Source organism: Tropicimonas sp. IMCC6043, from assembly GCF_004146235.1.
In the GTDB taxonomy this organism is placed as follows: domain Bacteria; phylum Pseudomonadota; class Alphaproteobacteria; order Rhodobacterales; family Rhodobacteraceae; genus Tropicimonas.
In genome coordinates this window covers 76,919-89,721 of sequence record NZ_SELO01000011.1, presented here as the reverse complement: position 1 = coordinate 89,721, position 12,803 = coordinate 76,919, and the positions used below count along the sequence as shown (strand labels likewise).

Below are 12,803 nucleotides of genomic sequence, written 5' to 3'. Positions count from 1 at the left end.
CGGGACACGTCATGCGCGAAGCCGTCATCGTCTCCACCGCCCGCACGCCTATCGGCAAGGCCTATCGCGGCGCCTTTAACAACCTCGAGGGGCCGAGCCTTGCCGCCCACGCGGTGCGCCCGGCACTTGCCCGCGCCGGGCTGGAGGGCGGCGAGATCGAGGATGTCGTCTTCGGCTCGGCCCTGACACAGGGCTCCACCGGCGTGAACGTCGCCCGCCACATCGCGTTGGCAGCGGGCCTGCCCGACCGCGTTGCGGGCGTGACGCTGGACCGGCAATGCGCCTCGGGACTGAACGCGCTGGCGGCAGCCGGGCATATGGTGGTCTCGGAGGGCGTTGACGTGGCGCTGGCCGGTGGGCTCGAGAGCATCTCGCTCGTTCAGGAGGGCCATTGGAACGACTATCGCTATCGCGACCCGGCCGTGCATGACGGCTATTACATGCCGATGCTGGAAACCGCCGAAGTGGTAGCCGAGCGTTATGGCGTGGGCCGCGAGGCGCAGGACGACTATGCGCTCGAAAGCCAGCGCCGCACGGCACGGGCACAGGCGGACCGGCTTTTCGCCGACGAGATCGTTCCCGTCGACGCAGTTAAGTTGGTCCGGGACAAGGCCACGGGCGAGACGCGGGAAGAGGCGGTGCGCCTTGAGGCGGACGAATGCAACCGCCCGTCGACCACGGCGGAGGGCCTTGCGGCACTGGCGCCGGTCATGGGCGCAGGCAAGACCGTCACGGCCGGCAATGCGAGCCAGCTCTCCGACGGCGCCGCCGCGCTCGTGGTGATGGAGGCGGCCGAAGCGTCCCGACGTGGGCTCGATCCGCTGGGAGCGCTTCGCGGCTTCACGGTGGTCGGGGTCGCACCCGAAGAGATGGGCATCGGCCCCGTCGTGGCCGTCCCGCGCCTGCTCGAGCGCGCCGGCCTTGGTATGGACGACATTGACCTCTGGGAGATCAACGAAGCTTTCGCCGCACAGCTTGTCCATTGCCGCGACCGGCTCGGGATCCCGGCCGAGACGCTCAATGTCAACGGCGGCGCGATTTCCATCGGCCATCCCTACGGAATGTCGGGCGCGAGGATGGCGGGGCATATCCTGCTCGAGGGCCGACGCCGCGCCGCGCGGTGGGGCGTGGTCTCGATGTGCGTCGGCGGCGGACAGGGCGCGGCTGGCCTATTCGAGATCTTCTGACCGCCTTTCCGTCCGGGAGGGCGCGGGGCAGGTCGCCAGAATGGGACGGGCACTGCTGCTTGGAGAAGTGACCCTGAGGCGCGGCATGGATCCCTCGATCATCGCGTTGACCGACGAGCGCCGGAATCAGGCACCGGACTCACGGACGACCACCAGTCTTTCCCCGCAATCGGGACGAAACTAATCCGATTGCCCTGCGGCCGCGTATCCCGAGGACAATGCGCAACAGGAGGACACACGCATGAAGACGCTGATCATCACCGCCGCCTTCGCGGCTTTCGCAACCGCAGCTTCGGCCGAAGGCCCCGGCAAGGTCATTTCCGACACGTTTAAGGGGGGACCGAACTCGGCGCACGGACAGAGCTACGGTTCGGTCAACAAGGCCATCAACGAGTCGATCCGCACCACCGGCAGCTACACGTCGGTTCACTCGGGCGAGACCTATACCAAGCCCGGCGCTGGTAACCGTCTGAGCAACGGCAAGGGAACGCGCGACTGACGCGCCCGTCGGGACGCCGCGGCGCACCGCTGCGCTGGTGAAGGGGAGCGGGAGGCCGACTCGCTCCCCTTTTGATTCAGAGTTGAGACGTTCTTCGAATGTCGGAAGCTCGAGTCGACTCTGTTACGCGCCACCCTCACATCCCCTTGATCTGTCACCGCAAAGGCGTAGGCTCGATCTCCCGGACAGAGGAGCCCGCAATGCCGTTCCTGACCTTTCAAATCAACTGCCCCGACGCCGAGACCGCCGACCGGATCGCGGACGAACTGGTCGCCCGACGCCTCGTGGCTGTCGCCACTCGCCATCCGCCGACTCAGTCGACCTTCCGCTGGAAGGGGCGGATCCGGCACGCCGACCAGTATCCGCTCACGCTCAAGACGCGTCAGGAGCATGCCGATCTGATCGAGGCCGAGATCCGGCGCATGCATCCCTACGAAATCCCGCCGATCACCCGGGTCGTGACGGAGGCTTCGTCGGAATACCTCACCTGGATCCGGGAGGAGGCGAGCGGCGGCGAATGATCGCGAGGCGGCCCGCCGCGCAATTCACTCGAACGCGCAGCCGCCCTTGATCCCCATTGCCTTGAAGATCATCGCCGCCGGGCAGAAGCCGGTGAAGGCCGATTGCAGCATGTTCACGCCGATGAACACGGTGAACCACATCCAGAGGGGGTGAACGAAGAGGGTGAGCAGAACGCTCAGAAGGATCATCACGCCGGCAAAGGCCAGCACCGCGCGGTCGAGAGTCATGTCCCGTCTCCTTGTCTGTGCGGACGCACCGTCCGCTTTCGCCGCAGAATGCCCTGCCCGGCGGAAATATTCAAGAAGAAGAATTTGAATTGCGTGTCCGTTCGGATGGCTGCGTCCCGGCCCGGCAAAGGACCGCTGAGTTCGCCGGAATCGCGCGCGGAAGAGAGATTTCCCTTGCGCGAATCCCGCAACGAAGCCATATGCGGCCTGCGAGCGTTCACGCATTTCGACCAACTGTCTCCGTCACCGGCTTCAGTCTCGACCGCGACAACTGACGCCGACGTTGCTGCAATCCTGCGGGCAGCGAACCTGAACAAGGAGACTACGGATGGCCACTGGCACCGTGAAATGGTTCAACACCACCAAAGGCTACGGCTTCATTGCGCCCGATGGCGGCAAGAAAGACGTGTTCGTTCATATCAGCGCCGTTGAGCGCTCTGGCCTCACCGGCCTAGCTGACGGTCAGAAGGTGTCCTTCGACATCGAAGCCGGCCGTGATGGCCGCGAGTCTGCGGTCAATCTGACCGCGCTTTAAGCGCGACCGCCCTTCCGAGGGCCACTCGAGATTCAGAAGGCCGCCGTATATCGGCGGCCTTTGGCGTTTCCGACCGTTGCCGTGGAGCCGCCGGCGCGGCGGTTCGGCCGCTGCCGCCTTCCTCCTGCGCGTCCCGGTCGGCCGCCGGGAAGCACCCCCCCGCCAGAGCGACTTGACCCAAATCAAGGACGCCAAATCAAGCATCTCCCATATAGCAAAAACACCATTTGCCGGAGGATGCTCATGTTCCGCCTTGCCTTGTTGTTGTTCGTCATCATCGGCGCATCCACTGCGGGTATCCTGATCGTCGCCGCTCTGGTCGCCGGCCTCGACACGCAAACCCCGATCATCATCGCCTCCGCCCTGGGCTTCGCTTTGGCGGTTCCGATTTCCTACCTGGTCGCCAGCAAACTCGCCTGAGCTCAAGAGACAGGTTCCACCGCGCGGAGCCCTGTCTGCCATCTTGCCGGTCTCATCGCAGGCGCAGCCTCGCCGCGATGCGTTCGTCCGCATTGCGTGATCAAGGCGGAAACGCTTTTCCGGACCCTGTCCGACCGTTCGCGGAAGCGGAGGCAATTCCGCACCGGCAGGACTGGACGCGTCCCGACCATGGTCCTAGTGTCGCGCCGGCTGAGGGAGACATGGAGGCAGCAATGGTCGTCGGCACCAATATCCGAACCTATTTCGACGGATCCTGGCATGTCGGCGACGTGCCGGTCATGCGCGCCGCGGATCACGGCGCCTGGCTCGGAACGACCGTCTTCGACGGCGCACGCTGGTTCGAGGGCGTGTCGCCGGATCTCGAGGCCCATTGCGCCCGGATCAACCGCTCGGCCAGGGCATTGATGATCACCCCGACCGTCGCGACCGAGGACATGGTGGAGATCATCCGGGAGGGTCTCGGTGCCTATTCGCCGGCCGAAGCCGTCTATATCCGGCCAATGTACTGGGGCATCGACGGCGGCCCGTCGGGGGTTCTGCCGAAGGAGGGTGCCACAGGTTTCTGCATCTGCCTCGAACAGATCCCGATGGCGTCGGCCACGGCCACGACGACCCTGACCCGAACCAGCTTCCGCCGCCCGACGCTCGACTCCACGGTCTGCAACGCGAAGGCCGGATGCCTCTATCCCAACAACGCGCGGATGCTGGGCGAGGCGCATGCCAAGGGCTACGGCAACGCGCTGGTGGCCGATGCGATGGGCAACGTGGCCGAAACCGCAACGGCCAATGTTTTCATGGTCAAGGACGGTGTGGTCTTCACGCCGATCGCCAATGGCACCTTCCTGTCCGGCATCACCCGCGCCCGCCACATCGCGAACCTGCGTGCGGACGGATTCGAGGTGGTCGAGAAAGTGCTGACATTCGAAGAGGTCGAGGAGGCCGACGAGATCTTCCTGTCGGGCAACATGACCAAGGTCACACCGGTCACCGCCTTCGACGACATCTCCTACGAAGTCGGCCGGGTAACGCGCCGGGCGCGCGAACTCTACTGGGACTGGGCGCTTTCGGCCGCGTGAGGCACGCGCTTTCGCTTGCCCTGCGCCGCCGTGCCGGGCAAGGTCTGGGCGGCGTGGCCGCAATCTGGTGGTCCGAGGAGGATGGCAATGCGCAAGTTTCTGGTGGTTCTCGACGACAGCCGCGAATGCCTCAATGCGATGCGGTTCGCCGCGATGCGGGCGGCCAATACCGGCGGAGGCGTGGAGATCCTGTCGATCATCGCGCCGGAGGAGTTCAACCACTGGATCGGCGTCGGCGACATCATGCGCGCGGAGGCCCGCGAACGCATCGAGGCGCATTTCGAAGTCTTTGCCAAGTGGATGCGCGACCGGCAGGGCATCGACCCGCATCTGGTCATCCGCGAGGGCGAACCGGTGCCGGAACTCATCTCCCAGATCCGCGAGGATCCCGAAATCGGCGTCCTGGTGCTCGGCGCGGCCACCGACAAGAAAGGCCCCGGCCCGCTCGTCACCCAACTCTGCAAGTCGGCCGGAACGCTGCCGATTCCGATCACAATTGTGCCGGGCGGGCTGTCCAAGGAGCAGCTCGAGTCGATCACCTGAGCCGCGGCGGCGCCGGGTCGGCAAAAGTTTAGAACCATTCCAAGCAATTGACTCTTTCGCTCTGAGGGCGCATATACCGAGGGATCCCAAAGAGGCACGCCCAATGTTCATTCAGACCGAATCCACGCCGAACCCGGCGACGCTCAAGTTCCTCCCCGGCCAGACCGTGCTCGAGTCCGGCACCGCCGATTTCCCCAACGCCGAGGCCGGCGGACGCTCGCCGCTCGCAAGCCGGATCTTCGCCGTGAGGGGTGTGACCGGGGTCTTTTTCGGCACTGATTTCGTGACCGTCACCAAGGGCGACTCGGTGGAATGGGAGCATGTGAAGCCGGCGATCCTCGGGGCGATCATGGAGCACTTCCAGTCAGGCGAGCCGGCGCTCGCGGATGGCAGCGGCCCGGCCGCGGGCGGCCACGCGGCGCATGACGGCGAGGACGGAGACATCGTCAGCCAGATCAAGGAGCTGCTCGACACGCGCGTGCGTCCGGCCGTGGCCCAGGACGGCGGCGACATCACCTTCCACGGGTTCGACCGCGGCGTCGTCTACCTGCACATGCAGGGCGCCTGCGCCGGATGCCCCTCCTCCACGCTGACGCTGAAAATGGGCATCGAGAACCTGCTCCGGCATTACATACCAGAGGTGGTGGAGGTCCGGCCCGTTGCGGTCTGAGCCGACGATCCTCGCCTTCGACACATCGGCCGCGCATTGCGCGGCCGCTTTGCTCTGTGGGGGGCAGGTTCACGGCGCACTGACGGAACCGATGAAGCGCGGCCAGGCCGAGGCGCTCATGCCGATGCTCGAGGACGTGCTCGCGGGCGCGGCGCGCGACTGGCGAGATCTCGACGCCATCGCGGTCGGCACCGGGCCGGGCAATTTCACCGGTATCCGGATCTCGGTCTCTGCCGCGCGCGGCCTCGCGCTGGCGCTCTCGATCCCGGCCATCGGCGTTTCCCTCTTTGAGGTCATGGCCAATGGCGACGCGCGCGAGCACCTGCTGGTCAGCCTGCCGGCGCCGCGCGACATGGCGCATGTCCAGCCATTCCGCCGCGGTCGTCCGAGCGGCAAGGCGCGGCTGATCGACCCATCCGCGCCGCCCGCCGATCTCGGAAACGGGTCCGAAACCTGCGTCATCGGCCATCTCGCAAGCGAGATCGGCCGGCATCTCGGCGCCCCCCCTTTACCCGGCAAGCTCGACGACATTGCCAGCCGGATCGCCCGGATCGCCGAGCGACGCCTCGTCGTCGACGGCGAGACGCCCGACCGCCCCGCGCCGTTCTATGTCCGCCCGGCAGATGCCGCCCCGCCGGCCGACCCGCCGCCGGTCATCCTGCCGTGACTCCGGGCGATCTCGCGGCGCTTCATGCCGGCTGTTTCGAGACCCCGCGCCCCTGGTCGGAGGTCGAGTTTGCAGCCCTCCTCGCATCGCCCGGCTGCTTTCTCTGCACAGTTCCCGATGGATTCGCCCTTGGCCGCGTCCTCGCCGGGGAGGCCGAATTGCTGACCCTCGCCGTCGCTCCGCAGGCCCGCCGCAGCGGCCAGGGCCGTCGCCTGCTCGGCACCTTCGAAACGGCGGCGCGGGAGCAAGGCGCGGACCGCGCGTTCCTGGAGGTGAGCGCCGCGAACGGGCCGGCCATCGCGCTCTATCTCTCACAGGGTTATTCCGAGGCCGGCCGCCGCAAGGACTATTACCGGACCCCCACCGGCACGCGGATCGACGCGCTTGTCCTCACCCGCCCGCTCGCCTGACGCAGCGGCCGCAAAAACCGCCTTGACCCCCCTCGCAGCCTGCGGCCTTATTCCCTTCGTGATCCAGACAGAGATCCGATCGCCAAAGCGATCCGGGCCGCACAGGCCCGCAGCCATAACAGACCCAACCGGGAGATAATTCATGACCATCATGCGGAGCTTCCTCGGCGCGGCCGCCGCCCTCGCGCTCACCGCCGGCGCTGCGCTCGCCGAGCCGGCCATCATCTTCGACCTCGGCGGAAAGTTCGACAAGTCGTTCAACGAATCCGCCTTCACCGGCGCCAAGCGGTGGGCCGACAAGACCGGCGGCTCCTTCAAGGAGATCGAGATGCAGTCGGAAGCCCAGCGCGAACAGGCGCTGCGCCGACTGGCCGAGTCGGGCTCCAACCCGATCGTCATGACCGGCTTCGCCTTCGGCAACGTCCTGAACGAAGTCGCCCCCGATTATCCGGACACTTCCTTCGCGATCATCGACATGGTCGTCGACCAGCCGAACGTTCGCTCGGTGGTCTTCTCGGAGCATGAAGGCTCCTACCTCGTCGGGATGCTGGCCGGCGAGACCTCGAAGTCCGGCACCGTCGGCTTCATCGGCGGCATGGACATCCCGCTGATCCGCAAGTTCGCTTGCGGCTATGCCCAGGGCGTCCTTGCGGTGAACCCCGATGCCAAGATCATCTCCAACATGACCGGCACCACGCCGGCGGCATGGAACGATCCTGTCAAAGGCTCGGAACTCGCCAAGGCGCAGATCAGCCAGGGTGCCGACGTGATCTATGCCGCCGCCGGCGGCACCGGCGTGGGCGTGCTGCAAACCGCGGCCGACGAGGGCATCCTGTCCATCGGCGTCGACAGCAACCAGAACCACCTCCACCCGGGCAAGGTCCTCACCTCGATGGTCAAGCGCGTCGACAACGCCGTGGAAAAGGCGTTCGATGACGGCCCCGGCTTTGAGACCGGCATCGTGGTCATGGGCGTTTCCAATGAGGGCGTGGGCTTCGCCATGGACGAGAACAATAGCCCGATCGTCGACATGAACGCGAAAGAAGCCGCCGACATGGCCGCCGAGAAGATCGCCTCGGGCGAGCTCGTCGTGCACGACTACATGGCGGACAACACCTGCCCGGCGCTCGAGTTCTGATCCTTTAGGGTCGATGAAAGATCAGGGGAGGCCGCGTCACATGATGTCGCGCGGCCTCTCCGTGACACCATCAGGGGGTTCCCGATGAAGGATCTCGCCGAGGCCGCCGGCCAATCGTCCGGAGCGCCGCCCGCCATCGAGTTGCGTGGTATTTCAAAGGCTTTCGGACCGGTCCAGGCAAACAAGGACATCTCGCTCTCTGTCGCCAGGGGCGCGATCCACGGCATCATCGGCGAGAATGGCGCCGGCAAGTCGACGCTGATGTCGATCCTCTTCGGCTTCTACAAGGCCGACAAGGGCGAGATCCTCATCAACGGCGCACAGACGGAAATCCCCGACAGTCAGGCCGCCATCGCCGCCGGAATCGGCATGGTCTTCCAGCATTTCAAGCTGGTCGAGAACTTCACCGTTCTGGAAAACGTCGTGCTCGGCGCAGAGGAAGGCGCACTGCTCCGGACCACCATGTCCAAGGCGCGCGCGCATCTGACGAAGATCGCTGAAGACTACGAGATGAACGTCGATCCGGACGCGAAGATCGAGGAGATCGGCGTCGGCCAGCAGCAGCGCGTCGAGATCCTGAAATCGCTCTACCGCAATGCCGAGATCCTGATCCTCGACGAGCCAACCGGCGTGCTGACGCCGGCGGAGGCCGATCACCTCTTCCGTATCCTCCGCGGCCTGCGCGACGAGGGAAAGACGATCATCCTGATCACCCACAAGCTGCGCGAAATCATGGAAGTGACCGACACCGTGTCGGTCATGCGCCGCGGCGAGATGACGGCGACGGTCCGGACAGCCGAGACCTCGCCCGAAGCGCTGGCCGAGCTGATGGTCGGCCGCAAGGTCCTGCTCCGGGTGGACAAGAAACCCGCTACGCCGGGCGCGACGGTTCTCAAGGTCGACAATCTCCGCGTGGTCGACGACGACAAGGTGGAGCGGCTCAAGGGCGTGTCCTTCGAGGTCCGGGCGGGCGAGATCCTCGGCATCGCCGGGGTGGCCGGCAACGGCCAGTCCGAGCTCCTGGAGGTGCTCGGCGGCATGATGGCGGGCACTGGGCTCGTTGAGATCAACGGCCAGTCTATCGACCTGACCGGCAAGCGCTCGAACGGCCGCTCGCGGCGCAAGCGCGGCATTGCGCACGTGCCCGAAGATCGCCAGCGCGAGGGCCTGATCATGGATTTCACCGCCTGGGAAAACATGGTCTTCGGCTATCAATGGGACCCTGGCCACAATAACGGCTGGTTGATGGACAATGCCGGCATCCGCGCGGAGACGGCGGGCAAGATGGAGCGCTTCGACGTCCGCCCTCCGGATCCGCATCTGGCCGCGAAGAATTTCTCCGGCGGCAACCAGCAGAAGATCGTCCTGGCGCGAGAGATCGAGCGCAACCCGGACCTGCTGCTGGTGGGCCAGCCGACCCGCGGCGTCGATATCGGCGCCATTGAGTTCATCCACCAGCGGATCGTCGATCTGCGCGATGCCGGCAAGGCGATCCTTCTGGTCTCGGTGGAGCTCGACGAGATCATGGGCCTCTCGGACCGCATCGCGGTCATGTTCGACGGCAGGATCATGGGCGAGCGCCTGCCCGGCGAGACCAGTGAGGGCGAGCTTGGCCTGCTGATGGCCGGCGTGACCAATGCGCAGGAGGCAGGCTGATGGACGTGATGCCGAAATGGGCCGACGTGCTCCTTGTGCCGGTGATCTCGTTGATCCTCGCGATGGTGATCTCGGCACTGGTGATCCTCGGAATCGGCGAGGATCCCTGGGCGGCGCTCAAGCTGATGGTACAGGGCTCGTTCGGCTCGACCTATGGCTGGGGCTACACGCTGTTCTATGCCACGAACTTCATCTTCACCGGGCTCGCCTTTGCGGTCGCCTCCCATGCCGCGATGTTCAACATCGGCGCGGAGGGTCAGGCGACGCTCGGCGGGCTCGGCGTCGCGCTGGTCTGCCTGGCGCTGCCCTGGCCACACTGGACGCTGGCACTGCCGGCTGCGATGGCCGGCGGTGCGCTGTTCGGCGCCGCCTGGGCGTTCCTGCCGGCCTGGCTCGCGGCGAAGCGCGGCAGCCACATCGTCATCACCACCATCATGTTCAACTTCATCGGCGCCGCCGTGCTGAACTACATGCTGGTCAACGCGATGCGCCCCGAAGGCTCGATGGACCCCGCCTCGGCGAAATTCCCGGACGGCACCAACCTTCCGACGCTGCATGAAATGCTTGCGGTCGTCGGCATTCCCTTCGCCAAGTCGGCCCCGGCCAACGTCGCCCTGCTGATCGCGCTGCTTGCCTGTTTCCTCGTCTGGCTCCTGCTCTGGCGCACCCGCTTCGGCTTCGAGCTGCGCGCCTATGGCAAATCCGAGAGCGGGGCGATCTATGCCGGCATCTCGCCGACCAAGATCATCATCGTCGCGATGCTGATCTCCGGCGGGCTCTCCGGGCTGATGGCGGTCAACAACGTCATGGGCGAGGCCGAGCGGCTGGTGCTGAACTCGGTCGAGGGCGCGGGCTTCATCGGCATCGCCGTGGCGCTGATGGGGCGCAACCATCCGCTCGGTATCCTGATCTCGGCCATCCTCTTCGGCTTCCTCTACCAGGGCGGCGCGGAACTGGCTCTGTGGACCACGATCCCGCGCGAGCTGATCGTGGTCATCCAGGGCCTTGTCATCCTCTTCACCGGTGCGCTGGACAACATGGTCCGCATGCCGATCGAACGCCTCTTCCTGTGGCGCCGCCGCAGCAGACAGACCGCGGGGGAATAGCGATATGGATTTCGCGACACTCATCCAGATCCTCGATTCGTCCCTGCGGCTGGCGACGCCACTGCTTCTGGCCTGTCTTGCCGGGCTCTTCTCCGAGCGCTCCGGCATCTTCGACATCGGGCTCGAGGCGAAGATGCTGATCTCCGCCTTCTTCTCGGCCGCCTTCGCCTACACGACCGGCTCGGTCTGGCTCGGCCTGCTCGCCGGGATCCTCGCCTCGATGGTCTTCGCCGGGATTCACGGCCTCGCCTCGATCACCTTCCGCGGCAACCAGCTGATCTCGGGCGTGGCGCTGAACTTCCTTGCCTCCGGCATGACCGTCCTGATCGCGCAGGACTGGTTCCAGCAGGGCGGCCGCACACCGTCGCTGATCGGCAGGGCCCGGTTCGAAGGCATCGAGCTGCCCTTTGCCATCGGCCCCTCCGACGCAGAGGCGGCCGGGCGGCCGCTGAGCGAGCTGCTCGCCGAGGCGGGCCCGCTGCAGCTTTTCTATTCCGAACTGGTCTCGGGCCATTCCGTGCTTGTCTACGTCGCGCTTCTGGCGGTTCCCGCGAGCTGGTGGGTTCTCTTCCGCACCCGGTTCGGCCTGCGCCTGCGCGCCGTGGGCGAGAACCCGGCGGCGGTGGACACCGCCGGCATCTCGGTCATCGGCCTGCGCTACTCGGCCATGGTGATCGTCGGCTTGCTCTGCGGGCTGGCCGGCGCCTATCTTGCCACAGGCCTCCAGGCGGGTTTCGTCAAGGACATGACGGCGGGACGTGGCTATATCGCTCTGGCGGCCCTGATCTTCGCCAAGTGGCGGCCATGGCACGCGCTCGGCGCCTGCCTTCTCTTCGGCCTGCTGCAGGCGCTCGCCCTCCGAACCGACGTCGTCGAGGCGCTCTTCCGCTTCAAACTGCCGGTGCAGTTCCTCGACAGCCTGCCTTATATCCTCACGGTCGTGATCCTCGCTGGCTTCGTCGGCAAGGCGATCCCGCCGCGGGCCGGCGGCGAACCCTATGTGAAGGAACGCTGAGCCGGAGCGGGTTCATCCGTTGACCGGACTCCGGGCGGTTTCGCCCCGGTCTCGGTTGGCCGATTCACTTGCTGGAGTCTGTTCAATCGGACGCGGCAATTCGCCCGAAACGCCATTCCGGCTGCGGCTTGATCGTTGCGCCGCGTTCGCCTGCGCGCTAGCAGGGCGGCATGCAGATCTACCTGCCGATTGCCGAGATTTCAGTCAATCTGTTCCTCCTCCTCGGACTGGGGGGGGCGGTCGGGCTATTGTCCGGAATCTTCGGTGTCGGCGGCGGCTTCCTGCTGACGCCGCTCCTGTTCTTCACCGGCATTCCGCCCGCGGTGGCCGTGGCGACGGGCGCAAACCAGATCATGGCGTCCTCGGTCTCCGGGGTGTTGGCGCATCTGCGGCGCAAGACCGTCGACCTGCGGATGGGCATTGTGCTCCAGATGGGCGGACTCGTCGGCGCGGCGCTCGGCATCGCGATCTTCAACTTCCTTGAGACGCTCGGACAGGTCGATCTCCTCATCACGCTCTTCTACGTCGTCTTCCTCGGCATCGTCGGCGGGCTGATGTTCGTCGAATCCCTCGCCGCCCTGCGGCGCGCGAAGCACGGCGGACCGCCGGTAACGCGGCGCCGGCAACGCAACTGGGTCCACACCTGGCCCATCAAGCGGCGTTTCCGCACATCCGGGCTTTACATCTCGGTCATCCCGCCGCTCCTCGTCGGCGCCAGCGTCGGCGTGCTGTCGGCGATCATGGGGGTGGGCGGCGGTTTCATCATGGTGCCGGCGATGATCTACGTTCTCGGCATGCCGACCAAGGTCGTGGTCGGCACCTCGCTCTTCCAGATCATCCTGGTGTCAGGCGCCACCGCGCTGATGCATGCCGTCACCAACCACTCGGTCGACGCCGTGCTCGCGGTCGTGCTGCTCATCGGCGGCGTTATCGGCGCCCAGTTCGGCACCGTGATCGGCGCGAAGCTCAGGGCCGAGCAGCTTCGCGTCCTGCTTGCCGCCCTCGTCCTCGCCGTCTGCCTCAAGCTGGCGGTCGATCTCGCCATCCCGCCCGCCGAACTCTACTCCATCGCGCTGCCACAATGAGCACTCCGGCCACAGGTCGCATCAGT

16 protein-coding genes are annotated in these 12,803 nt (G+C 66.1%); 15 read left to right on the top strand and 1 reads right to left on the bottom strand.

The features are described 5' to 3' along the window. The first annotated feature begins 11 nt into the window (after window positions 1-11). From EU800_RS12470 to cutA, 3 genes are all read left to right on the top strand, one after another. A complete protein-coding gene (locus EU800_RS12470; protein WP_129632725.1) occupies window positions 12-1,187 on the top strand; it encodes an acetyl-CoA C-acyltransferase in 1,176 nt (391 codons plus the stop codon). Window positions 1,188-1,428: 241 nt separating this feature from the next. Further along, complete coding sequence (locus tag EU800_RS12465; protein ID WP_129632722.1) at window positions 1,429-1,686, top strand: hypothetical protein; 258 nt, start codon at window positions 1,429-1,431, stop codon at window positions 1,684-1,686. A gap of 200 nt (window positions 1,687-1,886) precedes the next feature. After that, window positions 1,887-2,207 carry a divalent-cation tolerance protein CutA gene (cutA, locus tag EU800_RS12460; protein ID WP_165354649.1) on the top strand — a complete coding sequence of 107 codons (321 nt, stop codon included), beginning with the start codon at window positions 1,887-1,889 and terminating at the stop codon, window positions 2,205-2,207. A 24-nt stretch (window positions 2,208-2,231) separates the two neighbouring features. On the opposite strand, the gene EU800_RS12455 is transcribed toward cutA, so the two are convergent. Continuing rightward, a complete protein-coding gene (locus EU800_RS12455; RefSeq protein WP_129632716.1) occupies window positions 2,232-2,435 on the bottom strand; it encodes a DUF2892 domain-containing protein in 204 nt (67 codons plus the stop codon). Between the two features lie 328 nt (window positions 2,436-2,763). Between EU800_RS12455 and EU800_RS12450 the strand changes: the two genes are divergently transcribed. From EU800_RS12450 to EU800_RS12395, 12 genes are all read left to right on the top strand, one after another. Then, window positions 2,764-2,970, top strand: a complete 207-nt coding sequence (locus EU800_RS12450) for a cold-shock protein (protein ID WP_129632713.1) — start codon at window positions 2,764-2,766, stop codon at window positions 2,968-2,970. Between the two features lie 243 nt (window positions 2,971-3,213). Continuing rightward, window positions 3,214-3,390, top strand: a complete 177-nt coding sequence (locus EU800_RS12445) for a CTP synthetase (RefSeq protein WP_129632710.1) — start codon at window positions 3,214-3,216, stop codon at window positions 3,388-3,390. A 233-nt stretch (window positions 3,391-3,623) separates the two neighbouring features. Next, window positions 3,624-4,487 (top strand): branched-chain amino acid aminotransferase, encoded by an 864-nt coding sequence (locus EU800_RS12440; RefSeq protein WP_129632831.1) that lies wholly within the window; start codon window positions 3,624-3,626, stop codon window positions 4,485-4,487. 87 nt (window positions 4,488-4,574) lie between these two features. Next, on the top strand, window positions 4,575-5,030 hold the full coding sequence (locus EU800_RS12435; protein WP_129632707.1) for a universal stress protein: 456 nt from the start codon (window positions 4,575-4,577) through the stop codon (window positions 5,028-5,030). Between the two features lie 103 nt (window positions 5,031-5,133). After that, complete coding sequence (locus tag EU800_RS12430; RefSeq protein WP_129632704.1) at window positions 5,134-5,700, top strand: NifU family protein; 567 nt, start codon at window positions 5,134-5,136, stop codon at window positions 5,698-5,700. After that, window positions 5,690-6,367 carry a tRNA (adenosine(37)-N6)-threonylcarbamoyltransferase complex dimerization subunit type 1 TsaB gene (tsaB, locus tag EU800_RS12425; protein WP_129632701.1) on the top strand — a complete coding sequence of 226 codons (678 nt, stop codon included), beginning with the start codon at window positions 5,690-5,692 and terminating at the stop codon, window positions 6,365-6,367. Before EU800_RS12430 ends, tsaB begins: the two co-directional genes overlap by 11 nt. Further along, window positions 6,364-6,777 (top strand): GNAT family N-acetyltransferase, encoded by a 414-nt coding sequence (locus EU800_RS12420; protein WP_129632698.1) that lies wholly within the window; start codon window positions 6,364-6,366, stop codon window positions 6,775-6,777. The genes tsaB and EU800_RS12420 overlap by 4 nt, the downstream gene beginning before the upstream one ends. Window positions 6,778-6,919: 142 nt before the next feature. Next, complete coding sequence (locus EU800_RS12415) at window positions 6,920-7,915, top strand: BMP family protein (RefSeq protein WP_129632695.1); 996 nt, start codon at window positions 6,920-6,922, stop codon at window positions 7,913-7,915. An 84-nt stretch (window positions 7,916-7,999) separates the two neighbouring features. Next, complete coding sequence (locus EU800_RS12410; protein ID WP_129632692.1) at window positions 8,000-9,571, top strand: ABC transporter ATP-binding protein; 1,572 nt, start codon at window positions 8,000-8,002, stop codon at window positions 9,569-9,571. Next, window positions 9,571-10,677: an ABC transporter permease gene (locus tag EU800_RS12405; protein ID WP_129632687.1), complete on the top strand. Its 1,107-nt coding sequence runs from the start codon at window positions 9,571-9,573 to the stop codon at window positions 10,675-10,677. The genes EU800_RS12410 and EU800_RS12405 overlap by 1 nt, the downstream gene beginning before the upstream one ends. A gap of 4 nt (window positions 10,678-10,681) precedes the next feature. Beyond that, a complete protein-coding gene (locus EU800_RS12400) occupies window positions 10,682-11,692 on the top strand; it encodes an ABC transporter permease (protein WP_129632684.1) in 1,011 nt (336 codons plus the stop codon). Between the two features lie 170 nt (window positions 11,693-11,862). Continuing rightward, a complete protein-coding gene (locus EU800_RS12395) occupies window positions 11,863-12,777 on the top strand; it encodes a sulfite exporter TauE/SafE family protein (RefSeq protein WP_129632681.1) in 915 nt (304 codons plus the stop codon). Window positions 12,778-12,803: the final 26 nt, after the last annotated feature.

Bases quoted from the DNA above. Each gene is read 5' to 3' on its own strand.
- EU800_RS12415 (WP_129632695.1), top strand. From the start codon at position 6,920: ATGACCATCATGCGGAGCTTCCTCGGCGCGGCCGCCGCCCTCGCGCTC.
- EU800_RS12450 (WP_129632713.1), top strand. From the start codon at position 2,764: ATGGCCACTGGCACCGTGAAATGGTTCAACACCACCAAAGGCTACGGC.
- EU800_RS12435 (WP_129632707.1), top strand. From the start codon at position 4,575: ATGCGCAAGTTTCTGGTGGTTCTCGACGACAGCCGCGAATGCCTCAAT.
- EU800_RS12410 (WP_129632692.1), top strand. From the start codon at position 8,000: ATGAAGGATCTCGCCGAGGCCGCCGGCCAATCGTCCGGAGCGCCGCCC.
- EU800_RS12455 (WP_129632716.1), bottom strand. From the start codon at position 2,435: ATGACTCTCGACCGCGCGGTGCTGGCCTTTGCCGGCGTGATGATCCTT.
- EU800_RS12430 (WP_129632704.1), top strand. From the start codon at position 5,134: ATGTTCATTCAGACCGAATCCACGCCGAACCCGGCGACGCTCAAGTTC.
- EU800_RS12440 (WP_129632831.1), top strand. From the start codon at position 3,624: ATGGTCGTCGGCACCAATATCCGAACCTATTTCGACGGATCCTGGCAT.
- EU800_RS12400 (WP_129632684.1), top strand. From the start codon at position 10,682: ATGGATTTCGCGACACTCATCCAGATCCTCGATTCGTCCCTGCGGCTG.
- EU800_RS12470 (WP_129632725.1), top strand. From the start codon at position 12: ATGCGCGAAGCCGTCATCGTCTCCACCGCCCGCACGCCTATCGGCAAG.
- EU800_RS12395 (WP_129632681.1), top strand. From the start codon at position 11,863: ATGCAGATCTACCTGCCGATTGCCGAGATTTCAGTCAATCTGTTCCTC.
- EU800_RS12465 (WP_129632722.1), top strand. From the start codon at position 1,429: ATGAAGACGCTGATCATCACCGCCGCCTTCGCGGCTTTCGCAACCGCA.
- EU800_RS12405 (WP_129632687.1), top strand. From the start codon at position 9,571: ATGGACGTGATGCCGAAATGGGCCGACGTGCTCCTTGTGCCGGTGATC.
- cutA (WP_165354649.1), top strand. From the start codon at position 1,887: ATGCCGTTCCTGACCTTTCAAATCAACTGCCCCGACGCCGAGACCGCC.
- EU800_RS12445 (WP_129632710.1), top strand. From the start codon at position 3,214: ATGTTCCGCCTTGCCTTGTTGTTGTTCGTCATCATCGGCGCATCCACT.